Here is a 23,967-nt window from a genome sequence, read left to right as displayed (position 1 = left end):
CGGATGGCGGGATCTCTCCGAGGCCTTTTGGGGAAGGACGTTCGCCTTCGACGCCACGGCGGTGGGCGACCCCGTCAAGGTGCTCCAACCACCCCACGCGCTCGATTCCAACTCTGGCGGGGAGAGACGTCTGCGAACGACACGACGCGCGACTTGCATCGACGTGTCGCCGGTGCGACATGTCGATGCAAGTCGGCGTCAGATCCGGTCAGGTTCGCGGCAAGTCCCGACCCGCAAGCTCCTACCTATCCGGCTCGGCGCAGGTGTCGACCGGACGAGGTTTCCAGACAAGGAGTAGGGACATGACCAGGTCCAGGGCACTGCTCGGCATCGCCGGTACCGTCGTCGCGGTCGGTGCGGCGTTGGCGCTGCACCCGGCAGCGGGCGCGGCCGGCGGCCTCCAGCCGGGTACCGCGTACGGCTGGGGCGGCAACACGTTTGGCCAGGCCGGTGCTGGTGTGCAGACGAACCAGTACAACAGTCCGCAGCAGACGGTGCTTCCGGACGGTGTCGTGCAGTTGCAGAGCGGCGGCCGGGCCAGTTACGCCCGGTTCGCCGACGGAAGGCTGCTGTCCTGGGGATACAACCTCAACGCCGCCCTCGGCAGCGGCTCAACGACGGTGACCACGCGGTACGCTCCGGCGCCGGTCGTGGGCATCGGCGGCACGGGCATCCTCACGGATGTCGTCGACGTCTCGGTGCACATGGAAAGTGCGATCGCGGCGGTGCTGGCCGACGGGACGGTGGTCGCCTGGGGCTCGAACATGAACCGGCAGCTCGGCGACGGCTCGACAGCCAACGTTCGGGCCTACCCGGAGCGGGTGCTGACCGCGCCGGACACCCCACTGACCGGGGTGGTGGACGTCGAGTCCGGGTGGGAGGTGACGTACGCGTTGATGGCCGATGGCACCGTCACCGCCTGGGGCTCGGTGAAGTGTGACGGCACGCTGTCAGGCGTGACACAGTACGCGGCCCCTGTGCCCGGGCTCACCGACATCCGGCAGATCGCGGTCGCCGGCGGGGTGGCCCTGTTCCGGCGGGGCGACGGCGCGGTGTTCTCCTGCGGCGGCACCGGGCGTGCACTCGGCCGGCCGTACGGCCCGGAGAACACGCCGACCTCGCCCTACACGCCAGCCCAGGTCACCAACCTCGGCCCGGGCAGCGACGTGGCAGACATCTCGATCAGCTCGGCGGTGACCGCCCTGACCGGGGACGGCCGGGTGTACCTGTGGGGCGAGAACACACAGAACCAGCTCACCCCGCTGGGCGTGTCGGGCGGCCTGACGGTGCCGACCGAGCTGGTTCAGCCGGCCGGCGAGCCGAAGATCATCGATGTGGACAATGACAACTCGCCGATGACGTACGCGGTGCGGGCCGACGGCTCGATCCTGGTCTGGGGGTACAACCAGTTCGGCATGGCCGGGATCGGGACGACCGCAGCTCTGGTGAACACCCCGACCGTGGTTTCCCTGCCGGGGCGCGCCTTCGCGAGCGTCGCCGCCTCGAACTGGACCGTCCTGGCGGTCACCGTACCGGCGGCGTGACCGACGCCTGCCGGCGCGAAACACGCGAGACGCAGGGACCACAGCCGACCCTCGCGCTGGCACTCCTGACGGACCATCGGCACCGGTGAACTGCAGGCCCCGCCGGAACGGCTGCCCCGGGGCACCGCGGGTGGTGGCCTTCGCCGACCGCAGCAAGGCACGGTCGCGTACAGCCGGCGCCGCGCGGGTCGACGTCGGTACGGCAGCCGCACCCGCGGTGGACCCCGAGGGCGCTTCGGCCCCGGCGGCACCAACCATCGCGAACGAGGAACCACCCAGCTGCACCGTCACATGAGGAGAACTGGACATGCGTTTCCCCGTTCGCCAGGCCCTGGCACTCGCCATGGCAGTTCTAACCGGCGTGAGCGTGCTCGCGCCACCGGTACCCGTGTCCGCGGATCCTGGCGACCAGGACCCGTACGGCACCTTCGAAAGCGCCTTCCGCACCGGCCACTCGGTCCGGGTACGCGGCGTCGTTCACGACCCGGACGCCTCCGCGGCGATCACGGTGGCGATCACGGTGGATGGTTGGCTCGCCACCTACGCGGGTGCCGACAGCACCGGCGCGTTCGACACGACGATGGCCTCGTCGATCGTGCCGGGCGAGCACAATGTCTGCGCCGAGGCGTACAACCAGGGTGCCGGGGCGAACACGTGGCTCGGCTGCCTGGTCTACAGCGTGCCCGAGGCGGTCGGTACCCCGCAGGTGAGCCTCCGCGCGGTCAGCGCCACCGAGGTCGTCGTCGAATGGACCCCGGCCGACGCCAACGCGTCGAGCTTCCGCGTCGAGCGCACCTTCGACGGCAGTTGGAGCACGGTGGCCACGCTCGGCTGGGATGCCCGCAGCTGGACCGAGAGCGGCCTCGCCCCAGGTACTGCGGTCTGCGTGAACGTCGTCGCGGTCAACGACTTCTCCGAGCAGGGCGCCGCGGTCTGCGGCACGTCCCTCAAGTCGTCGCTACCGCTGTTGTGGTACCCGCAGGTGCAGTTCGTGTCGACCACCGAGACGACCATCACGATGCGGTGGACCGACTCGTCCGTCGCGGCCGGGTACCGGGCTGACGCGTACGACGGCGCGGACGAGGTCGCCAGTACCTTCGTGGAGCGCGTCGGCCCGGGGCCGTACGAGGCCACGCTCACCGGCCTGCGTCCGGGCAGGTTTTACCGGCTGCACGTACGGCCGGTCCACCCGGAGCACGAGACCAGCTCGGGAGCGTATCCGTACAGCATCGGCGCAGTAACGCTGATGTACCCCGAGATCATCAGTCTGGCGGTCGCCCCGTCCGCCAACGTCGGCTGCACCGTGGGCCGCCAGCTCGTGGCGCAGGCCCAGTACGCCGAGCGGCTCGAGATCCGCCGCGATGACGTCGTGGTGGCCGCGTCAGAGTTCGGGCGGGCGGTGTACGACCTGCCGTTCGGTGATACCGCGACCTACACGGCGGTCGCCACCAACAAGGCTGGCACCGAAGCCACCCGAAAGATCGCGGTCAGCCGAGACACGCGTGCGCCGCTCGTCAAGGAACTCCAGGTGACGAACACCCGCCAGCATTCGCTTGGCTTCTACCTGTACACGAGCGAGGACAACGAGCTGTTCTACCTGGGCTGGGTCGACAGCGGGAAGACCGCGACCATCACCATCCCGCATGGCGTCCTCGGCGTGGTCGTGGCGAAGGAGGACGTCAGGTCCGAGATCTCTTACAACATGGGCTATGCCGTCATGGGTCACTGCGGCGGAGCGGCCGCCCCGATCACGATTTGATCCCGCCACCCACCCCGGGCCTGATCCGCGACAGGCAGCCAACGGCCGGCCAGTCCCGGATCGTCAAGGGCGGAATCGGTAGCACATGCCGGGTTCGGTGATATGGCCAGCGTGACCCCTTCGACCCGCGGCAGACACTCTTCAGGTCCTCGGTAGCGGCGAATTGCCGTTGCGGTCAACTGCGGAAATCTCCAAGCGGCTAAGACTCGGATTTCGGTATCGGTCGTTTCACCCCATTTAGCCATCACCGCGCACCGGTCTGACGTCGCAGGCAAGGCGGAATCCCAGGTCGTCATTGCGGACGAAGCATTGCCCCCGCCCTCGGTAGGCGGCGCGGGCGCGCGGCTGATGGTGCCGCCACGATCCGCCCCGGCAGATCCGGACCGCGTCGGGCTCGTCCGACCCGATCTGGTCCACTGGGTACGGGTAGGGCAGCGGCGGGCTCGCGGTCCATTCGAAGATGTTGCCCGACAGGTCCTGGCATCCCGACTCAGCCTCACCACCGGGGAAGACACCGACCGGGGTCGTCCCACGGATGTGCGCCTCGAAGGTGTTTCCCCGCCACGGGTCGAACTCGTCTCCGTATGGGAAGGTCCGGCCGCCTGAGCTGGCGGCGGCTTCCCATTCGTACTCGGTCGGCAACCGCACGGCCCGGCCGCTGACCGCGGACAGCCAGCGGCAGTACGCCTCCGCCTCGTAGACGCTGACGCCGACCACGGGTTGTCCCGGCTGGTTGAACCGGCTGTCATCCCAGTAGGCCGGGGCCTGCGGCGGGCCAGGCCGGTGAAGGGCGCGGATGGCGGCCACGATGTCGGCGTTGTCCATGCCGGCGAGGCGGACCATGCTGACCGCTTGCTGGAGGGTGGCGGCGCCGGTCCGAAGCATGTCGACCGGTAGCTGGGGGCGGCGGCGGAGGTTGTCGCGCTTGCGGATCCACTCGTCGGCGATGAGTTCGACGATTCCGTCGCCGCGCAGCCAACGCAGAGCGGCAGGTGTGTGCCACCAGCGCTCATCGCGGTAGCCGCCGGCTGTGATGAAGTGGGCGTACTCGGCGTTGGTCACCGGGCTGCGGGCCAACGCGAACGACTCCAGCCGCACCTGGTGGACCGGACGTTCCAGCGGATAGGCGGTGCCGTCGGCACCGATGCGCCAGCTTCCTGCCGGGAGGGTGCTGAACTGTGGCAGTAACGCCGTGCCGTCGGCGCCGGCGACAGTGCACAACCGGGGGTCGCCGAGCGTGGCGAGGGCGTGTCCCATGGTGATCCGGGCCCGCAGGTCATGGCCGGGATCGCGGATCGCGGCGTCCAGCGTCGCAGCGACCGCATCCTTGACCGGCGCGCTGACCGAAACGTCCGGGGAGGCCGCGCACCGGCCGGCGAGTGCCGGGTTGACTGCGAGGATCGACCGGACGTATGCGTCCGGCTCGGCGCTGAGCGCGGCCGCCATCATCGCGGTTTCTTCCCAGCCGGTGGTGGGCAGTGGCGGCAGAGGCTCGCCGGGTGCAAGGCTCTCCACGACCGACGGCAGGGTGGGCTCCACTTCGTCGACCCGGGTCGGTACGCGGATCAGGTCGGGGTTGAGTTGTCGGGCGAGCTGACGGGCGGCGAAGAACTCCTGCAACAGTTGGTGGAAGAATCGGATGGACTGTTCGCGTTCGTCGAGGATGCCGGTGTCGAAGCCGATCAGCAGCGACGCCTCGGCCAGCTGGGCCATCCCGTTGAGCAGGTCGAGCGCGGTGTCGTAGTCGACGACGACGGTGCCCTTGTCGGTGCCGCTCTTGGCCAGTTGCATCTGGTACGCCAGCCGGGTCAGGGCTGGGATCAAATGTCCCCGCTCCGGCAGCCAGTGGGGGTCACCGCTGTCGTCGCGTAGCCTTCGCTGCTCTCGCTCGGTGAGGATCGCGTGGTCGGTGAGGCGCTGGTTGCCGGCCAGCACTTCCCGTCGGAGCAGCTCCCGGACCATCGTTTGGAAGGCGTCGGCTCGGCCGATCGGTACGGTGCCGATGGCACGGACCTGGGCGACGAGTAGCCGCAGCATGTAGGGGGTGCGGTAGAGGCCCAGCAGTCGCGGGTCGTCGTTGAGGGCTCGGGTGACCAGGTCGGCCCATTCGGGTAGGTGCACGTGGATGTACTGGAGGACCTGTTGTGGGGTCATCGGTTCCAGCCGGATGTGCGGTACGCCGACGTCTTTGGTCGAGAGCATCGCGCCGTAGTCCAGGGTGCGGCAACTGAACACTGCCCGGTTTCCGGGGATGTCGCGGACGTGGTCGTAGAGGAACGCGCGCCACGCGTCGACGCGCCGTTGCAGGTCGGCCCGATCGGTGTGGGCGAGTTCGTTCAGGCCATCGAGCAGCAGCATCATCCGGCCTGCGGCAAGAAGGTTCGACAGTGGCGGAAGGTGTGGGTTGCGGGCCGACCAACGCTGTTCGAGCCACGCCAGCGGTGTCGGGGGTGGTTGGTCGGAGACGACGAAGCCGTATTCGGCCAGGGACACACTGAACGGGATCACCGCCTGGTCCGGGGCGAGGATGCCGTCCCGGGCCACGTCCATCTCCAGTCGCCGCAGGAGGGTTGTTTTGCCGGCGCCGGGCGCGCCGAGCAGGACGTAGGCGAAGAAGTCGGCGTCGGTGATCAGGTTGCGCAGGTCCGTGCTTTCGCGGGTGCTCGGCGCCGCGACCCACCTGTCTAACGCGTTGGGGCCTTCGTCGAGGACGAGGGTGAGCCGGATGAACCGCCGGTCGAGTTGGTACGCGGGGCCGCACCAGCGGGCGTAGCGGGATAGTAGGTATTCCCGGATTGTTCGTGCCGGGTGCTGGTAGATCTCCTGCAGCTGCGTCTCGCTGAGCGCGACCGGGCGTTCGGGGTGGCGTACCGCCTGTTCCAGGGCGACCAGCGCACCGGATGTCGAGCGGGTGGGGGCGAACCGGGTGGTCACCACGGGCGGCGCGTCGGGGGCCGGCCAGGTGAAACCGCCGCGCAGGTGGTCGAGCAGGACGTTGACCCGTTCCGCCCAGTGCGGGTCGTCGCCGGGTGGCCAGTCGATTCTTTGGAACGGCAGCAGTTGGTAGTGCGGTTCGCAGTCGTCGAGGCGGATCAGGTGGATGGGCTTGCGGTGCTGGTAGAAGTAGAACCATTCGTTGAAGACTTCGGTGGCGGCGACCGCTTGGTGGGTGAGCAGCAGGATCATGCGGTCGGCGGCGGCCAGTGCCCGCTGGATGGTCACCGGCCACCGGTCGCCGTGCCTGATCTCTTCGGTGTCGAGCCACACGTCGAAGCCATGGGCGATTAGGGCGGACCGGAGTCGGAGTGCCACGGGCGCCGATTCCCGCTGGTAGGAGATGAAGATTCGCATGGGGCGCTCTGGCATGGTGGGCTCTTGGGCGGGGAGTTTGGTGGGTCAGCCGTGGCCCAGGGTGAAACCGGCGTCGGCGGTCAGGATGGTCCCGGTGACGTACGGCGCTTCGGCCAGGTAGACGTATGCTTCGGCGATCTGCTCCGGGGTGATGAACTCGCGCAGCGGAATGTTGTCCAGCCACGACTGCCTCAGTGGTTCCTCAACCCGGTCCATGTATGACGTGGCGACGAAGCCGGGGGCGACGGCGTTGACGCGAATGGTCGGGGCGAGTTCTTTGGCGAGGGTGCGGGTGAAGTTGTTGACTGCGGCCTTGGCGGCGGAATAGGCCATGACGCCCTCGCGGCCGTTGGCGTCGAAGCCGCGGATCGAGGATGTGTTGATGATGGCGCCGCCGGCGGGCATGGTGCGGGCGGCCCGGATGGAACAGAGCACCGTCGACATCAGGTTGACGTTCAGCATGTGGCGCCAGTGCTCGGCCGTCGACTCGAGGATCGGCATGCTCTCGGTGCGGCCGGCGTTGTTGACCAGGATGTCGACCGGACCGTAGCGTCGCTCGATCTCGTCGAACAACCGGTTCACGTCGTCTTGGTCGGAGACGTCGGCTTGGAGGTAGTCGGCGGTGCCACCACGCTCGGCGATGGCGTGCGCGGCCTGCTCGCCGGCCGCCACGTCGGCCCGTGAATTCAGCACGACGATGGATCCGCGGGTCGCGAACGCGTCGCCGGCCGCCCGTCCGATGCCGCGCGAGGAACCGGTGACCAGTACAACCTTGTCCCTCAACACCATGGTGGACTCCTCGTCCGCGCTCGGTCTCCGAGCGTCACTTTAACGGTTGTTCGCTCGCCCGGACGTCCGGTGCGCGGTGGCCTCTCGGTAGCTGATCGCTCCTCCGGCGAGGAGGATCAGGAGGGCGCCGCAGACGGTGGCCGCCGTTGGGGTTTCCGACAGCAGTAGCCACCCACTGATCAGGGCGGAGACCGGCTCCAGATAGAGCAGAATTCCTGAGGTGACCGCAGGGAGCTTCCGCAGGCACCGCAGGTAGATCAGTTGGGCGGCGGCGCTGTACACGACGCCGAGCACCGCGATCCGGGCAAGGTCTCCCCCGTGCACCACGAGCGGCTCGGCCATCGACACCGGCACGAGCAGCACCGCGACGACGCCCAACTGAACAGCGCTGAGAGCCAGCGGTGCCGCGGTCAGCAACACCCGCTTGCTGGCCAGGATCGATCCGGCGTACGCCGCCGCGGAGAAGCCGATCAGGGCGACGCCACCCCAGCCACCGGCTTGGTCGGGCTGGAAGATGAGCACCGCGCCGGCCATGGCCAGGCCGAGCGCGGCGACCTGGCGGCCGGTGACAGTTTCCCCGAGGGTGTGTCGGGCAAGTGCGGTGATCATCAGTGGCGCCAGGTAGATGCCGAGTAGCACGGTGCCGATGGATATCCGCTGCAGCGCCAGGGTGAAGGTCCACCAGTGCGCGGCGAGCAGCACGCCGGACGTGATCGACGCGGACCAGCGGCCCGCCTGGAGGCGACGGTGCCGCCGCCCGGCGGGGCTGAGCAGCCATACCGTCAATGCGAGAGCACCTACTGCGGCCCGGCCGCCGGCGATCTGCACCGCGCTGAGGTCGATGTGCCGGACCACCACTCCGCTGGTACCCCAGAGCGTCGCGACGGCCGCCGTGCCGGCCGCCGGGCCCGCCGAACGCCACCGCAATGCCTCGACGCCGCGCACGAGGGTCACTCGGGAGCCAGGTCGGCCGGGTCCCGCCCGTCGCGGACCACCAGACGCAGCATGCGCACGAACGCCGTGACGTCGGCGCGATTGTAGGTCTGGCGGCCGAAACACACTCCGGCTGCGCCAGCTGCGACGGCGCTGTGGGCGTTGTCGAGCGCCTGCCGGATCGAGGTCCGCGGCCCACCGGCGATGACAACCGGTACACCCATCGCCGCCTCGACGACCGTCGCGAAGCTCTCCGGGTCGCCGGTGTACTGGGTCTTGACGATGTCGGCGCCTAATTCCACGGCGATGCGGGCGGCATGTCGAACAAGCGTGGCGTAGCCCGGCCGGTCCGAGGCGCGGCGCTGCAGGTAGTTGTCGTCCGTGCCGTCGGCGGCGGCCCGTCGCGGATACATGATGGCCAGCAGCGGCATGCCCCACTGCTGACAGGAGTCGCTGACCGCGCCGAGAGTACTCAACATGAGAGCCTCGTCCCGGTCGGTCACATTCACATGTACGGCCACGCCGTCGCAGCCCGCCCGCAGGGCCGCCTCGACCGAGCCGACGGCCACCTTCCGAGTGTGGGCGGACAACACCGTGCTGGCGGTCAGGTTGACGAGGAACGGCATCGACAGTCCCTGACGCACGCACCGCTCGTGCAGCATCCGGAAGCCCAGGATCGCGTCGGCGCCGCCGGCTGCGACCTCACCAGCTCGACCTACCGTGTCCAATAAGCCGGCGTGGGGGCCGCTGATCAGTGCGTCATCGAAGGGCACCATCACCGTCCTACCGGACGGCAGGAGTCGGGACAGGCGAACCAACTTGCCGGTGCTGTCCATCGCCTTCCACCCCCATTCCAGTGACCGCTGTCACTGTAAGGTGGCTGTGGTCACTGGAACAGCGGATTATCGGGGAGGCGCCGTGACGGCCGAGCGCGGACGCGCGGACTGGGTCAGTCAGCTTCAGGCGGGCACTCTGCCGGCCGACGTCGACCCTCTCGCCGAACTGCAGGCCCTCGCCGCGGACCTCGATCCGGCGGACAGCCTCGCGGTTTTCGCGAACGTGGACGTGCCGGAGATCGACCTCACCGACGACGAGGCGACCTGATCATCGCCGCACGACCGCCGGGATATAGACACGCCGACCGAAACGCGGCTCGTCCAGCACCGTCAGCTCGTTGACCACGAACCGGTACAGCACCGCCGGGCCGGCGGCGGCCAGAAACGTCTCCCGCACGGCGGGATCACGAGCGAAGTCGGGGAAACGCTGCTGGTAGACCTCGATCGCCCGCTCCCGATCTGGGCCGTCCACCTCGCCGGCCGTGCCCTGAAGTTGCACGCCACGCAACTGCTCGCCGTACAGGGGAGGTTCGAGGAAGACCGCGCCGGACATCCGGGCGTCGTCAGCCAGCCCGCTGGTGTGCCGGGTGCTGCGCTCGCTGACGAATGTGAGCACGAGGGCGTCGTCGGCCGCGAAGAAGACCGGACTCGCATGCGGGCCGTGCGGTCCCGCTGTGGCGAGCGTGATCAGGCGTGCCTGACCCAGGACTTCCGTCACCGCTGCCTGTACGTCAGCCTCTCGAACCCCAGCCCGGGTGATGTCGAGCGTGGTTCCCATCCGACCCCCAAAGCTCGTCACGGTCCTCCCGCAGGGGCCGGACGCGGCCAGACTATAGGTCCACCGGTGCAGCCCAGCCATCACGCTGCGAGGAGCTAACTTCCCCTCAGGGTATCGAAGGAGGACTCGGCGCGGCGATGACGACCACTCGTACGGCGCGGCCCCTCAAGGGGGGTCATCTAACGTGAACGTGCAGGTCATCGCCGATGCCGCCGGCCGGCTCGTCTGGGCTTCACCGGCGTTGCCCGGTTCGGTTCATGACCTGACTGCAGCCCGGACTCACGGCATCATCGAGGCCCTGAGCAGGGCGGACGTGATGACCTTCGCCGACAAGGGCTGTCAAGGAGCCCGCGGCAGCGTGCGCACCCCGTTCAAGCGGCACCGCTTCCGGCCCAAGCTGTCACGCCGGCAGAAGACCGTCAACCGCGCCCACGCCAGAATCCGAGCCCGCGGCGAACGCGCGATCGCCACCCTCAAGACCTGGAAGATCCTCAACAAGCTGCGCTGCTGCCCACGGCGAGTGACCCCGATGGTGCAGGCCATCCTCGTTCTGCACCACGTCGAAACCAACCGCTACCCAGGATGAAAAGGGCTCAATAGCCCGACATGGCCGAGGCGGGAAGAGCCCGCTGGGGCCGGTCGCCGGAGGTCGCCTGCCCACAAGCTTGCCAATCCTAGGGGAAGCGGCGGTATGCCTGCAGGTGCGACAGTACGAGCCATCTCGCGTCGATGCTCAATATAACTGGCCCATTCTTCGTTCTCAGCGAAAGCACTTCGTCGGTTCGATTGATTTCGAGGTCAAGCGTGGCGTGGGTCGACCAGCCGGCGATGGACAGATGCTGTACATCCACCAAGGTGAGTTGGACTTGAACAACGTTGAAGCCTTGATCAGCCCACTTCTTCGGCGGCTTCCGCGGGAACTGAGCGAGGTCAAGCCGCAAGGTAGCCCGTGGCCCGTCGCGGTGAAGGACCAAGTCGTGAAGATCAACTGCCGTCAGCGTTGGCGGATCCTCGCCATAGATGGCTCGGATCCCGCGCGGCTCCAACAAGAGGTCAACCCAGGAAGCATTTCCCATCCGACCTCCAAAGCTCGTCAAGGACCTGCTGTCGGACTACGCCGGTTCTACCATGCAGCTACCGCGAACGACCAAGCCGTGCTGCTGACAATCGCCTGATCTCGACGCCCGGCTGTTTCGATCGCCGCGATCGATCGGCGTCTCACCGCACGCCCACTGACCTCACCTGTGGCAGCCCATCCTCAGTCAGGTCCACCGTCACCGACACCCCACGAGGCAGTGATTCCTCGGTGCTGTCCCGCAGCGACCGGTGCACCGGGCATCCGCACGACGGCTGCAGCGGATCGGGGCACCGGGCAACAGCGGCCGTTAACCGCTGAATCCCTTCAGTGGCGACCGGCCACGACCAGTCCATGTCCCACGGCTCCTCCCAGGGCTGCTGGAAGCAGTCGTGATCGAAGCGCACGAGAAGGCCGCTGCCGCACTCAGGACAGGCGGTGAGGCTGCTCCAACCGTAGTTGATCTGGTGGCCGGGGCTGCCGTGCGGCACACCTCGACTCTCGATATGAACCACGGTGCCCTGCTGCGCTCGACAGGCAACACAGCTGCTCATGGCGTGGCCTCCTCTGATCTACGGCGGCAACCACACTGTAGAGATCGACAGCAATCATGGAGCATCGCTTCTACGGCGCTTGGCGTACCAAGAATCAAGATCACCTGTCGAGCCGGCCGCCTGGCACTCGCTCAAGATCGGCCTCTGCGGTCCCCGCCGCGACTGCGTCGAGCTGTCGACAAGAAAGAGGCGCTTGGCCTTGCCGTCAACGAGCTGCGCTGGGCCAGTTGAGACGACCTGCGTGCCAACGGGCCGGCGAAGCCGACTGGGGCGGCACGAGCGCCTGTGCGTGAGCGGCCACGTGAACCGCTAGGTGCCGCCACGCCTGGCCCGTTCGAGCTCCGCAAGCGCTGCCCGTCGCCGCTGTGCACCGTAGTTCAGAAGCGGCCGCGGGGTCGTGGCTCGCCGAGGCCTCTGACGGTGTGGTCGCGGTCGGGATGGCAGTCAGCACCGGGAAAGTACTCGCCCTTCTCCTGGCAGAGGTGTGACGGAGGACGATCATGTCGAGCTGACATCGCTCGCGCGGTCTGGTGGGACCGACCGGCATGCCGCTCGCCCAAGGTCGCGGACTCGTCCGCTGCCCGGCCGCCGAACGGCTGCCCCAGCCGAGATGGTCCGCTGGAGCGGACGCACCAGCCGGAGGCAGCGTCATTCGCAAGCCTGGCAGTTAGGCGTCGGCGTGCTGGCCATGCGAGGAGTCCTTCCGATCGGAGTGGACTGCTTGAGCTGTGCAGCCGGTGATTACGCGCTCCATGAAGCCCTGCTCACTTCGCTGGGAAACATAGCCGAAACTCGATACTGTGGGTACGCGACAGGTAACTCACCGGATCGAACGGCTACCCGGCAGGACCACCGCCAGGGGGACGCGTGACACGACCAGTCTGGGAGCAACTGGACCCACTCGCCCTGAACGATGGCGTGTTCTACGTGCCGGCCATGGTGGAGTTGCAGCCGCGAGCCGCGCTCTGGGGGCATCCGGACCAACCTGGTTTGCGTGAACGGCTCGCCAACGACCGTCCCCACGGCGCCGGCGGCGGGAAGCTCCTCTGCCTGCTCTGCATGCGTCATCAGGCCCAACGAGGGCTCCCCCGCGCACCGGTCTGGCTGACCTTCGTCGAAGGGCAGCACAGGCCGATGTTCCGACACGAGAATGGCCGCTCGCCCCATGCGGAGCACCAGCCCGAAACCGATACCCACAAGGCGCTGAAGGAGCGCAAGGCCCGCACCTGGGAGTCTGTCGGTGGCACCGTGGAGGTCGAGGTGTGGCGGCCACGCGCCCACCGCCGGCCGGACGTCCTGGCCATCGGTCCGGCGCTGACCGTGGCCGGGGAGGTCCAGCACTCCAAGGAGACTTCCCGGACCATCCGGGCACGGCAGCGAGCGCTTCGCAAAGCCGGCGACCGGGTGGTGTGGACCACTGACCGCGACGCCGACAACATTGCGTTCCTGCACCCGGTGCCGCACCTGTCCGTGCCGGCCCTCGACGACCACCGCATGTACCTGTCCGAGGCCCGACTGGAGATCGGCGCGGGCGCGATCACGTTCGAAGCTCAGCGGTGCGGTTGGTCCGACCTCTGGACGGGCACCACCCGCTGCCCAGTCACCCGAAAAGCCATGCCGTGCGGCCGCTTGCATCTGTACCCGACGTTGAACCCGCACAGTTACAGCCGGCAGAAGGCCGCCACGACCGCCATGTTTCCGTGCGGTCCGCGTCCCCACTTGGACCACCTGCTGGAGGGCATCCTCCACGGCACTTGGCTGCCGTACCGTCACCGCGACCGCGTCAGCTGGATCCCCGCCGACGCGCACGCCACGGTGATGGCCGAGCGCGGCGGAACTCTCGATCTGGCCGAGGCCGGAAGCGTTCCGCGCCGTGACGGGACAGCGGAACGAGCCTGCGAACGGCGATACAGTTCGATCGTCACGGGGGCCGTAGCGCCCGAGGTGGACAACTTGCCCTTGTGCTGCGGCGGGAGGCCGCCGGGGCGGGGCGGTCAGCCGCTGGTTCTCGCCTGCCAACTGTGCAGCAACTCGCCGACCTACTACCGGCGAGACGAAATTGAGAGGCCGCGGTCCGACGCCCACCCGTGATGGAAGGCTTGCCGGCTTGAGAGTGCACCTCGCGCATTCCGCTCGGGACCTGCCTCGATCGCAACCGAAGGACCTAACGGTGTGCACGGTTTCGGCCGGCGGTCGCGCCTGAGAACGGCGGTGCCGCCGGCCGAAACCGCGGTCAGGCGCTGCAGGTGTTGAGCATGGTCTGCAGGGCGGACTTTTCCGACGACTGCAGGGTCAAGCCCCACGTGTATTTCACCGAGATCCACATCTTGCTGTAGGTGCACCGGTACGACGACAGCGGCGGCTGCCAGGTGGAGGGGTCCTGGTCGCCCTTGGCCTGGTTGACGTTGTCAGTGACGGCGATCAGCTGCGGGTGGGTCAGGTCGTTGGCGAAGCTCTGCCGGCGGCTGGTGGTCCAAGAACTGGCGCCGGAGCGCCAAGCCTCGGCGAGGGGTACGACGTGGTCGATATCGAGGTCGGAGGCGACCGTCCAGGTGGCGCCGTCGTAGGGGCTGTACCAGCGGCCCGACGTCGCGGCGCAGGAACTGTCGACCACGACGGAGGTGCCGTCACGCTTGAGGACCTGCTCGCGGGTGTTGCAGGTGCCGCTGATGGTGATCCAGTGCGGGAACAGATCGCGAGAGTAGCCGCTGGTCGAGCCCTGCGCCGCCACCGTCAACGCGTTGAGCTGCGACTGTGCCGTCGTCTTGGACGGGATTCCCGGAGGCGTGGCCATCGCCGGTTGCGCGTTCACGGCCACCAGGCACGTGGCGGCGAGCGCCGCAGTGGCCGTGGCGGCGATGCGTCGCCGTAGCGAGGATCGGGTGGGGATCTGGGTGTCGCGCATGGGGCCTCCTGGGCAACCGGTGGTGGACAGCGACCATCTCGAACGATCATGTCGATCGAAGGTCGTCCTTGTGAAGAGGTAGCGGCAATTCCACGAAGACTGACTTGCATATCCCTCCCCCTGCCTCGCCGGTCGGCGCCTCACGGCCCTCGGGCGGCTGATGCGTAGGCGGTTGTCGACATGGCGACGTAGCGGGAGCCGTGGGTCTCCCGGCGGCCTACAGTGCGGCGTTAAGGCTGGTAGCGGACCTGGATGCGGGAGCGACGTTGGCCAACGATCTGACCGTGATGACCTGGAACGTGGAAAACCTGTTCCGGCCTGACGGCACCGATTCCTCAGCCGCGGAAAACTATGCGGCGAAGCTGGCTTACCTGTCCGCGCTCATCGCAGGCACCGGCGCTGACGTCGTCGCGTTGCAGGAGGTCGGCTCGCCGGATGCCGCTGAGGACCTCCGGGCGGCCTTGGGTGAGCCATGGCAAGGGGTCGTCTCCGCTCACCCTGACCACCGTGGGATCCGTGTCGCCGTCCTCGCCCGGCATCCCCTCACCGAGGAGGCACAGGTGACCGCGCTGCCGCCAGCGGGCCTACCGGCGGTTCCGGATGTGGACGGTCAGACGCTCACGCATTTGGGTCGCGGGGCGGTGCAGGTGCATGTCGACTGCGGCGACCGAGGCCTGCGGTTGGTCACCGCTCACCTCAAAAGCAAGCTGCTGACCTATCCGGGCGGTCGGCGCTACCCGCTGAACGAAGACGAACGCGCCCGGGGCGCCGGCTACGCGCTTCTGCGACGCAGCGCCGAGGCCGTCGCCGTGCGCGTTCACCTCAACACCGTCCTCGCCTCGTCCGCTGTCGACGGGCAGCCCGGTGTGCCGACGATCCTGTGCGGTGATTTCAACGACGGTCCCGATGCCGTCACGACCGTCCTGCTCGAAGGGCCTGCCGACGGGGACGTTCACCGCCCGGACAAGGGCGATTCGGTCCGGCTGTACAACCTTGGACGCCGCCTTCCCGCCGCCCGGGCCTACTCCCGCATCTACCAGGGCCGCGGTGAACTGATCGACCACATCCTCGCCACCCGCGACCTCCAGCTCCGCCTGGTCAGCATCGACTGTCTCGTTGACGACATCACCTCCATCGGCGCGTCCACCCGCGGCCGGGACGCCGCCATCGTGCCCGACCACGCCCCGGTCGTCGCTCGCTTCACCAGGCCGTAGCACGCGTCCGGCCGGCCCGTGAGGGCATAGACGCCTGTCCGTGCGAACCCGCATGACCGGCTCGTGGCCCGACGTCGCTCTGGACACGACCACGGGCTCGGAACCCGGCGATGGACAATCCTTTCGTGGCCGGTTGGGTCGGCTACGCAGCCGCCGGTTGCGCGACGGGTTCCGTGGCGTGCCTCCCCTCGACTGCAACACCCTTTCCTCATTGCGACTTCGGTACCAAGGAGTTAGGACCAAGGGTCCCGACTGAGTGAGCGCTGAGTGAGTGCTGCCCGGGATGGCCTCATCCTGATCACACCACGACACTGGGCCTAATGCGGTTCATTACCGGCTGCGACCGGTGTCCGTCCATGCTGTACGCGGAGGAGCGATGGGACTGCAAAGGCTGCTCGACAGCACCCCAGCGCGTCTCGCTGGGCGAAGCTCAGACTTGCTGCAGCTGGCTGCGCTCGCTCTTACGGTCCTCGCCGCTGTGTCCAGCACGGGAATTAGCTGGGCGGTCTCGCATGGTCTCTCAGCGACCGTTGCAGTCGGGGCTACGGTCATGGTCATCAATGCGGCAGCGTTGACCTACCACGCTAGGCGGATCCACAGTTCGCAAGACTTCGTGATTGAGGAGCTCGTGGGGCTGCTCGTGGTCGCTCGAGTTTGCAGTGATGAGGGCCGAGAGCGTCACCGATACACGTACAGCCGGCAGCAACGCATCCGCGCCACCCGCAACAACCTAAGACTTGTCGGAATTCGTTCCCACTGGAGTGGCCAGAGCCGGACGCTCGAAGAGGTGACCTCGCTGTACCCGGAACATCGGTTGCTCGATGGTGCCGTGGCCGAGGAGGATGGTCGGATCCACCGATGGGTGTACCTGCTAGGACCAATCGCCCGTAACCGCCGGGTCCGCGTTGGCATCAAGCAGGTCTTCGAGGACACCTATGCAGCGATGAAGCCGTACTACCGCGAGAGTGGGGAGGACCATCGGGTGCAGAAGCTCTCAGTCAGAGTCCGGTTCGCATGTGACGAGGCTCCCTTCGCGGCCTGGCAGGTCGTCTGGAAACGCTCTAAGTCCGGATCAACGCGCCAAGAAGTCTCACGCGATGAATGCAGGCCAATCATCGATCCCGACACCGGCGGCGTCGTCTACGAGCTAGTGCCTCGTCTTTGGACGTTGGCCGTGTAATCCGTCGGTTCGGAGGCCGTCTCGGGCAGGCTGTCCCTCTCGCTGTTGTGTGGGAGGTGATGCCGGGTGGGACGACGCCCGGAGGTGTTCGTGCGGGCGCTGTCGATGGCCGAGGGCCAGCGGCTGCAGAAGATCACGCGGACCGCGAAGAACCCGGTCAAGCTGCGCCGGGCGATCGTGGTTCTGATGTCTGGCCAGGGCCAGCCGGCGCCCGACATCGCGTACCTGCTCAAGGCCACCGAGGACTACGTCCGCGACGTGATCCACGCGTTCAACGAGCGGGGGTTCGACGCGCTGGACCCAAAATGGAGAGGGGGCACACCGAACAAGATCAATGAGCAGACCCGCGACTGGATCTGTGTGATCGCCCGGTGTGACCCCCGCTTCCTCGGCCAGCCGTTCTCGACCTGGTCGCTGTCCAAGCTGCGTGACTACCTGATCGCCACTGGCCAGGTGGACACGATCAGCATCGAGACCGTCCGGCGGATCCTGCACGAACGCGGCGTCACCTGGCAGACGTCGAAGACGTGGAAAGCCAGCAACGACCCGGACTTCACCGCCAAGATGCGTCGGGTCCTCGACCTCTACGACCATCCACCGGCCGGCGGCCGGGTCATCTGCGTCGACGAGTTCGGGCCGCTGAACCTGCAGCCCCGGCCGGGCAAAGCCTGGAAACCGCAGGGCAACCCGGTCCGACTCCGGGCGACTTACCACCGTGACCACGGTGTCCGGCACATGATCGCCAGCCTCGACCTGGCCACCGGACGAATCCACTACCGGATCCGGGACCGGAAACGATCGAGCGAGTTCCTCGACTTCCTCAAGACCCTGCGGCGCCGCTGGCCAGGACAGACGCTGCATCTGATCCTGGACAACTTCTCCCCGCACAAGCACCCCACCGTCCGGGCCTGGTGCCAGGCCAACGACGTTGAGCTGGTCTTCCTGCCGACCTACAGCTCCTGGCTGAACTGGATCGAAGCCGAGTTCGCCGCTTTGCGCTACTTCGCCCTCAACGGCACCGACCACCGCACCCACGCCGAGCAGGACACCGTCATCGGCGACTACATCCGCTGGCACAACCAGCGCGCCCGTCCGAAAACGGGATACGCGACCAAGTCCAAGATCCGCCACCCAGATTACCCCTTCAAGGCCGCGTGACGAGGCACTAGTGAAAATCAGGCCCGATCCTGACTGCGCTTACGGGATCTGCTGGCGTTGGCCCGTAACTTCGTCGACGGCCAACGCGCCCGCCTCGGCCGGGGAAGAGGCGGCTCCGATCGGCGGCTAGGGGCACTCGGACACATCCATCCGATCCCCGGCATGCGGACGCCCACGATCGCCTGCCGACTCAGGTTCGGCGCAGTGAGCGGGTAAGACCGGCCGCGATCGTCGTCGCCAGGATCACGCCGGCGACGATGAAGGCGCACGACGCCCACTGGTAGGGGCCCTTCGGTAGAAAGGCGCTCTGCTGACCGAAATCCAGCACCGGCAACAGTAGGTCGAGCGTGTAGACCAGCGGGTTGAACGACGGTGCCTTCGCCGGCTCGGCCGGAGCCGGCGGATGGACACCGAAAAGGACGGCACCCACCGCGAGTAACGCGGCGGAGATGACGGCGGCGCGCTGCGGCCGGTATCCGTAGCCGACGGTAGCGTCCTGGAGATAACCCCAGAGCCGGGATCCCGGCCGGGCACGGCGGGCGTCGCGCCGCTGCCGGGCAAGCAGAATGCGCCGGGCGTCCTCGCCGCGGCCCTGGCCCCTCAGCACGGTCGCCACCGGCCGACGAGCGCCCTGTCATCGCCTCACCTTGAACGTGGACGTGCTGAGCTTTGGCAGCGTCTATCGCTGCCGCGGCGCGCTGTCCCCGTGGCGACTATGCGCTCGCGGAGTCACCGTTCCAGTTCCTTCCGCTCGGCTGCGATCAGAGCGACCGGTGTGTCTGGAACTGGCTGGTGAGCACGAGCGGCCCGCGGTTGGTGCAGTCGAGTGCGCGCACCAGGGTGGGCAAATACGAGTAGCTGTACTCGTAGCCGGTTGATGGCTCCCGTGCGATCGGGTCGCCACGTCGGAGCGCCGTCGTTCGCTCTGGCCGTTGGTTGGCTGCTCGTGTGCACAACCGACTCAGCCTCCCCTGGATGACCATTACGGAGGGCAGCTGCGGCGTGACGGTCGTTGATATGTTCGCCGGCATGAGCCGGGGGCGAAAGACCGGTAGTCGTGATCGTCGACATCGGGGCACCGAAGAAGATGGCACCGAGCCGGTGGAGGTATACCGCGAGTCTGTGACGCGCTTGCAGACGACGGCCTACAGGAACGTACGGCAGACGATCGCCTACGCGACCATCTTCGTCGCCGTTGTCGCTACCTGGATGATCTTCACTGGTGATGTCACGCCTTTGCGTCTGCCGTGGTACGCCGCCTCGATCCTGGGTGGTGCGCTCGGCCTGTGCACCTACGTCGTGCGGGATGCACGTGCGCGCCTCTACGTCCTCGCTGCCGCCCTCGTCCTCACCGTCGTCGGCGTGGCCGGCATCTTCCTCGTGAGTTAGGCGAGAGATGACACTCTCGGTTCGGCCCGATGCGGTGGTTGGCTTCGCAGGTCAAGTCGACCGCGCTGCCGGCGACGCGTGGGATATCTTCCGCCACCTAAACCGGCACACCGACGTGGCGACCGGCGGTGAGCAGCTGCGCATCGCAAGGCCGCCCACGAGCACGCCGTCGAGGTCATCACCGCCACTATCAACCGCCTCGCGTGCCTCTTGGAGAACTCCGCCCCCGAGCTCCGGACCAGCGCCGCCTACTAATGCCCACACCTCGCTCCAGCGTCCACGCTCCCGCGACCCTGGTGATCATCCGCGGTACTCCGGTAGTGGAAAGACGTCGGCTGCGCGGGCCGCTCGCGCCCGCCCGTGCGGGGGTCGGATGCACCCCGTGGTCGCGTGACGGTGGACGTCGTGTCCCCTCCCGATCGGGGCTGCCGTTGTCCGTCTTATCCCGACGAGCCGTCATGTCCCGCAGGTGCAAAGTGGGCGGAGCTGCCCCCGGAGGGCTGCTGAGTCGGCGGTCCCCGAGACGCCTTCGAGGGGGAGTGCTTTTCATGACTGAATGTGCAAGCGTCGATACGTGCTGACGTTGCGACTCCTCGGTCCGATGCAGCTGCACGCCGCTGGTGTTCCAGTGGATGTGGGCCCGCTTAGGCAACGGATGGTTCTCGCGGCGCTTGCGATCGACGCGGGGAAGCCGTTGCGGACGGAGGTGCTGATCGATCGGGTTTGGGGGCAGGCTCTACCGCAACGGTCGCGCCACAACCTGCACGTCTACGTAGCGCGGATCCGCAAGGTGCTCTCCGAGGCCAGCGACCTCAGCAGTCATACCGCCACCCTGACCCGGCGGTCGAGTGGTTACGTACTCGAGGTGGACTTGGATGCCATCGATGTTCACCGCTTCCAGTCCATGCTCAACCGCGCTCTGCACAACCGCGATCCGGTGCAGGAGCGAGCGGAACTGCTGAAGGCCGCACTCGACCTGTGGCGTGATCGTCCGTTGGCCGACCTTTCCGGCGAGTGGTTCGAGCAGGTGCGTGAGCAATGGCAGCAGAAGCGCCTGGTCGCCCTCACCTCCTGGGGGGCCGCAGCGGTGGAACTCAACACGCCGGAACTCGCGCTCCCCGAACTCCTCAGGGCCAACGCCGAACATCCGCTGGTGGAGACCCTGGTCGCGGCGTTGATGCGGGCGTACGCCGCAGCCGGCCGGGGCGCGGAGGCACTGTGGCAGTACGCGGCGACCCGTAAATTGTTGGCGGAGCAACTGGGGACCGAGCCGGGGCCCGAGCTCCAAGCTCTGCACGGTGAACTGCTTCGCGGCGACCACCTGGGGGTGTCCTCCCTGGCGGCGATGAGCCGTCCGCGACAGACAGAGCCGAAGGGTCTGCGCATCCGTGCGGCGGACCGCATCCTCGACGGACGCACCCGGCCGGCGCAGTTGCCGCGCGCGGTGCCTCATCTCGTCGGCCGGGAGACCGAGCTGGCGACACTTGACAAGGTTGCGGTCGGCCCGACCGTAGTGGTCGTCTCAGGTATGGCAGGAGTGGGCAAAACAGCCCTAGTGGTGCACTGGGCCCACCGTGCCGCGCGCGAATTCCCGGACGGACAACTCTACTTCGATCTCGGTGGCTTCGGTCCCGCCGAGGTTCCGATCCCGCCCGAGGTGGCGCTGGGCGACTTCCTGCAGGCGCTCGGGGTGCCGTCCCTGCGGATGCCGATCGGGCTGACAGCGCTGGCGGCCCTGTACCGCAGCCTGCTCATCACCCGGCGAATACTGATCGTGCTGGACAACGTCCGTACCGCCGACCAGGTCCGCCCCCTGCTGCCCGCCACCTCCACGAGCGTGGTGCTGGTGACGAGCCGCGACCGTCTCACCGGCCTGGTCGCAGCCACCGCTGCCCAGCCGCTGCCTCTCGGCCCGCTTACGCCACCGGCCGCCCGCGCTCTGCTGCGCTCGCGGCTCGGGCACCGGCGCGGCGCGACGGCGGATGGGCTCAGCGACATCGTTGCAGCATGCGGCGGTCTTCCGCTGGCCCTGACAATCGCGGGTGCCCGCCTGGCCACCCGTCCCCTACTCTCGATACCGCAGCTGGCTGCGGAACTGCTCGCCGCCGGAACACTCGACGCCCTCGACGGCGAAGACCCCTACACCGACGTCCGCACCGTCCTGTCCTGGTCCTACCGGGCCCTGACGGATCGACCCGCACGCCTGTTCCGGCTGCTCGCGGTCCAGCACTGGCAGAACATCACGGTGCCGGCCGCCGCCAGCGTCGCCGGCATGTCCCCGGCGCAGGCCGACCGGGCGCTAGCCGCACTCGCCCGCCTGCATTTGATCGACGAGTCGGCGCCCGGACGATTCCTCCAGCACGACGTTCTCCACCGGTACGCCACCGAACTGCTGCACGCTAAAGAGACCGCCGCCGAGCGCAGCGCGGCGCGCGACCGGCTGCTCGCGCACTACGCGGGCACTGCCGTCGCCGCCGCACGGCTGCTCGAACCTCACCGCGAAATGCCGCCGGTGCCGACCGTCGGGCCGGACGTGTACCCGGCAGTGCTGAGCGACGTCGATACGGCCCGGCAATGGCTGGACACCAACCGGGCCGAACTGGTGAACGCTGCGCGAGAGGCATATGCGACCGGCGCCTACCCGGCGGCCGGGCTGATCGCCGCCGCTCTGGCCACCTACCTGCAACGGCATGGACACTGGCATGATCAAGCCGCCGTCGCGCGCATCGCGCTGCGCGCGGCAGTACGCCTCGGTGACCCCGCAGCGCGTGCGCTCGCGCATCGGGGTACGGCACGCGCGTTGATCCGCCTGCACCGGCACGCCGAAGCCGAGGTGCATCTGCGCCGTTCCCTGCGCGTGGCCCGGCGCCTCGGCGACCGCTTGGGGCAGGCGCGGGCACTGAACGGTCTGGCTCTTGTGGCGCAACACCGCCGCCGCTACGCCGAAGCGCTACGCCTCAACGGCGAGAGCCTGGCCCTGTTCCTTGCCGCCGGCCACCTCAGTGGCGCCGCGTCCACGCTCAACGACATCGGCTGGCAACAGAACCTGCTCGGACGGCACCGGCGCGCCCTCACCTCGTGCGAACAGGCTCGGGTCTGGCTCGAACGGCTCGGCGACATACACGGCCAGGCATGCGCCTGGGACAGCCTGGGCCACATACACGCCCAGCTCGGCAGCCACGGGCGGGCGGCCCGGTGCTTCCACGAGGCGGTACGGCTGTTCCGGCTACTCGGCGAGCGGTACCTGCAGGCACAGGCTCTGATCAATAGCGGTGTCAACGAGATGGCTCGGGCGAGGCGTCAACATGCTGTTCGGTCGTGGCACGATGCGCTGGTAATCCTGGAAGGGCTGGGCAGCCCGGAGGCGCGATCCGTTGGTCGCCTGCTGGCGGCCAGCCGGACGCACTCCGGGCCGCCCGCAGATGGGCCCGTCGATCAGCCGTACAAGTACGAAGCGGCTGCTGGCCAGCACGGACGACAGCCCGGTCACGGGGACGGAGCGCGCCCCACCTGCCGTTGAACTCAGCGAGGTGACCGTGCGCGGTCGTCGGCCAGCGGAGGTGCGGGGTCGGCCTGCGGATCGCCGACTATAGCCCGGGCCCGCCGCACGCCCTCGTCCAAGGCGGTCGCCAGGCCGGCCAGTTCGGCCCGCTGGTCCGCGGGCAACGCCCGCGCGGCGGCACGGCGCAACTCAAGCTCGGTCCGGGCGAGCCCCGCGGCCCGATTGCAGTCGGCGTCCTGAATCGCGACCGCGATCTCTCGTTCCCGATTCGCCTTCTGCGAGATCAGCTGATAGCGGATCTCCTTCGGGTTATTGTATTGATGGCCATGCTCGGCCATGCACCGGCTCCACTCCCTCAGGGGCGCCTGCAGCCGCGGATCGGCGGCCGCTTTCTTGGCGAGCATCATGTTGATCCCCGATGGCAGAAAGGTCACCCGAGCCCAGGTCGTGACATCCCCGAAGACGGCAGCGTGTGCCCGGGCGGTGCAGCCCTCCACGGGATACCCCACCTCTCCGGCCCCCGGGACCCGCAACTGTGCCACCTTGCGCGACCGGCCGAACAACGCCTCCTCCAGACGGGCGCCGCCGGAGCCGCCGGGCGGCTCTCCGAGGGAGCCGCGGCCCGCGTCGGCCAATCCGTATCCATCACGCCGTCGGCCTTCTATGTTCAGAGCACGATCCTCGTCGGAGCCCGGCGGCGGCTGGTACACGAAACCGGACCAGGTGAGTCCGGCAGCGCGTACGCAGCGCTGCGTTGCCCGCTCGTCGGCCAGTTCGACGACGTAGTTCCGGTCCGGGTAGGTGCCAGAGTTCGTAGCCAGGTCGATAGCAGCGGTCCCCAGTTCGATTTCCGCCTCCGGACCGGCGGTCACGGCCGCGGTGGTAGGGGTGTTCTCAGGCTGCCCCTCGCAGCCGGAGAGCACCCCCACCAGCAGGGCCGACAATGCCAGGAGCCGCACTCGGCGTGCCTCGCGCATCACCAGCCAACCTTCCTATTCAG

Annotated in this window: 20 protein-coding genes; 10 read left to right on the top strand and 10 right to left on the bottom strand. The window is 68.1% G+C overall.

What is annotated here, in order from left to right:
* The first annotated feature begins 302 nt into the window (after positions 1–302).
* On the top strand, positions 303–1,544 hold the full coding sequence (locus tag MRQ36_RS27815; protein ID WP_242799712.1) for a hypothetical protein: 1,242 nt from the start codon (positions 303–305) through the stop codon (positions 1,542–1,544).
* 307 nt (positions 1,545–1,851) lie between these two features.
* Positions 1,852–3,303: a fibronectin type III domain-containing protein gene (locus MRQ36_RS27810; protein ID WP_242799711.1), complete on the top strand. Its 1,452-nt coding sequence runs from the start codon at positions 1,852–1,854 to the stop codon at positions 3,301–3,303.
* Positions 3,304–3,540: 237 nt separating this feature from the next.
* Here the strand turns inward: MRQ36_RS27810 and MRQ36_RS27805 are convergent, their stop codons facing one another.
* Genes MRQ36_RS27805 through MRQ36_RS27790 form a run of 4 tightly spaced genes read right to left on the bottom strand, consistent with a single transcriptional unit; the run spans position 3,541 to position 9,212 of the window.
* On the bottom strand, positions 3,541–6,654 hold the full coding sequence (locus MRQ36_RS27805) for an SUMF1/EgtB/PvdO family nonheme iron enzyme (RefSeq protein WP_242799710.1): 3,114 nt from the start codon (positions 6,652–6,654) through the stop codon (positions 3,541–3,543).
* Positions 6,655–6,699: 45 nt separating this feature from the next.
* Positions 6,700–7,443, bottom strand: coding sequence for an SDR family NAD(P)-dependent oxidoreductase (locus MRQ36_RS27800; RefSeq protein ID WP_242799709.1), 744 nt, complete (start codon positions 7,441–7,443; stop codon positions 6,700–6,702).
* A gap of 39 nt (positions 7,444–7,482) precedes the next feature.
* Positions 7,483–8,397 (bottom strand): DMT family transporter, encoded by a 915-nt coding sequence (locus MRQ36_RS27795; RefSeq protein ID WP_242799708.1) that lies wholly within the window; start codon positions 8,395–8,397, stop codon positions 7,483–7,485.
* A complete protein-coding gene (locus tag MRQ36_RS27790; RefSeq protein WP_242799707.1) occupies positions 8,394–9,212 on the bottom strand; it encodes a hypothetical protein in 819 nt (272 codons plus the stop codon). Before MRQ36_RS27790 ends, MRQ36_RS27795 begins: the two co-directional genes overlap by 4 nt.
* An 82-nt stretch (positions 9,213–9,294) precedes the next feature.
* Between MRQ36_RS27790 and MRQ36_RS27785 the strand changes: the two genes are divergently transcribed.
* Positions 9,295–9,480 carry a hypothetical protein gene (locus MRQ36_RS27785; protein WP_242799706.1) on the top strand — a complete coding sequence of 62 codons (186 nt, stop codon included), beginning with the start codon at positions 9,295–9,297 and terminating at the stop codon, positions 9,478–9,480.
* Here the strand turns inward: MRQ36_RS27785 and MRQ36_RS27780 are convergent, their stop codons facing one another.
* Complete coding sequence (locus MRQ36_RS27780) at positions 9,481–9,990, bottom strand: pyridoxamine 5'-phosphate oxidase family protein (RefSeq protein ID WP_242799705.1); 510 nt, start codon at positions 9,988–9,990, stop codon at positions 9,481–9,483. It abuts the gene before it with no gap.
* Positions 9,991–10,069: 79 nt separating this feature from the next.
* Here MRQ36_RS27780 and MRQ36_RS27775 point away from each other — a divergent pair, with 79 nt between their 5' ends.
* Positions 10,070–10,576 (top strand): transposase family protein, encoded by a 507-nt coding sequence (locus MRQ36_RS27775; protein ID WP_374251210.1) that lies wholly within the window; start codon positions 10,070–10,072, stop codon positions 10,574–10,576.
* 88 nt (positions 10,577–10,664) lie between these two features.
* Here MRQ36_RS27775 and MRQ36_RS34790 read toward each other — a convergent pair whose 3' ends face one another.
* Both MRQ36_RS34790 and MRQ36_RS27765 read right to left on the bottom strand, forming a co-directional pair.
* Positions 10,665–11,066, bottom strand: a complete 402-nt coding sequence (locus tag MRQ36_RS34790) for an Imm50 family immunity protein (RefSeq protein ID WP_374250829.1) — start codon at positions 11,064–11,066, stop codon at positions 10,665–10,667.
* A gap of 142 nt (positions 11,067–11,208) precedes the next feature.
* A complete protein-coding gene (locus tag MRQ36_RS27765) occupies positions 11,209–11,619 on the bottom strand; it encodes a hypothetical protein (RefSeq protein WP_242799703.1) in 411 nt (136 codons plus the stop codon).
* Positions 11,620–12,537: 918 nt separating this feature from the next.
* Here MRQ36_RS27765 and MRQ36_RS27760 point away from each other — a divergent pair.
* A complete protein-coding gene (locus MRQ36_RS27760; protein WP_242799702.1) occupies positions 12,538–13,710 on the top strand; it encodes a hypothetical protein in 1,173 nt (390 codons plus the stop codon).
* A 142-nt stretch (positions 13,711–13,852) separates the two neighbouring features.
* Here the strand turns inward: MRQ36_RS27760 and MRQ36_RS27755 are convergent, their stop codons facing one another.
* Entirely contained in the window at positions 13,853–14,524 is a 672-nt protein-coding gene (locus MRQ36_RS27755; RefSeq protein WP_242799701.1) for an HNH endonuclease family protein, read from the bottom strand.
* 266 nt (positions 14,525–14,790) lie between these two features.
* On the opposite strand from MRQ36_RS27755, the gene MRQ36_RS27750 reads away from it, so the two are divergent.
* The 3 genes from MRQ36_RS27750 (at position 14,791) to MRQ36_RS27740 (ending at position 18,076) form a co-directional block, all read left to right on the top strand.
* Positions 14,791–15,738: an endonuclease/exonuclease/phosphatase family protein gene (locus MRQ36_RS27750; RefSeq protein WP_242799700.1), complete on the top strand. Its 948-nt coding sequence runs from the start codon at positions 14,791–14,793 to the stop codon at positions 15,736–15,738.
* Positions 15,739–16,288: 550 nt separating this feature from the next.
* Positions 16,289–16,918 carry a hypothetical protein gene (locus MRQ36_RS27745; RefSeq protein WP_242799699.1) on the top strand — a complete coding sequence of 210 codons (630 nt, stop codon included), beginning with the start codon at positions 16,289–16,291 and terminating at the stop codon, positions 16,916–16,918.
* Between the two features lie 66 nt (positions 16,919–16,984).
* Positions 16,985–18,076, top strand: coding sequence for an IS630 family transposase (locus tag MRQ36_RS27740; protein ID WP_242795455.1), 1,092 nt, complete (start codon positions 16,985–16,987; stop codon positions 18,074–18,076).
* A 190-nt stretch (positions 18,077–18,266) separates the two neighbouring features.
* Here MRQ36_RS27740 and MRQ36_RS27735 read toward each other — a convergent pair whose 3' ends face one another.
* Entirely contained in the window at positions 18,267–18,692 is a 426-nt protein-coding gene (locus MRQ36_RS27735; protein WP_242799698.1) for a hypothetical protein, read from the bottom strand.
* A 359-nt stretch (positions 18,693–19,051) separates the two neighbouring features.
* Between MRQ36_RS27735 and MRQ36_RS27730 the strand changes: the two genes are divergently transcribed.
* Together MRQ36_RS27730 and MRQ36_RS27725 are read left to right on the top strand one after the other, a co-directional pair.
* On the top strand, positions 19,052–19,465 hold the full coding sequence (locus MRQ36_RS27730) for a hypothetical protein (protein ID WP_242799697.1): 414 nt from the start codon (positions 19,052–19,054) through the stop codon (positions 19,463–19,465).
* A gap of 574 nt (positions 19,466–20,039) precedes the next feature.
* Positions 20,040–22,985: a BTAD domain-containing putative transcriptional regulator gene (locus MRQ36_RS27725; RefSeq protein ID WP_242799696.1), complete on the top strand. Its 2,946-nt coding sequence runs from the start codon at positions 20,040–20,042 to the stop codon at positions 22,983–22,985.
* Between the two features lie 2 nt (positions 22,986–22,987).
* Here MRQ36_RS27725 and MRQ36_RS27720 read toward each other — a convergent pair whose 3' ends face one another.
* On the bottom strand, positions 22,988–23,947 hold the full coding sequence (locus tag MRQ36_RS27720) for a hypothetical protein (RefSeq protein WP_242799695.1): 960 nt from the start codon (positions 23,945–23,947) through the stop codon (positions 22,988–22,990).
* Between the last annotated feature and the right edge of the window lie 20 nt (positions 23,948–23,967).

It is taken from the genome of Micromonospora sp. R77 (assembly GCF_022747945.1).
GTDB lineage: Bacteria > Actinomycetota > Actinomycetes > Mycobacteriales > Micromonosporaceae > Micromonospora.
Note: the sequence above shows the minus strand (reverse complement) of the source record. Positions and strands in the feature narration are given on the sequence as shown.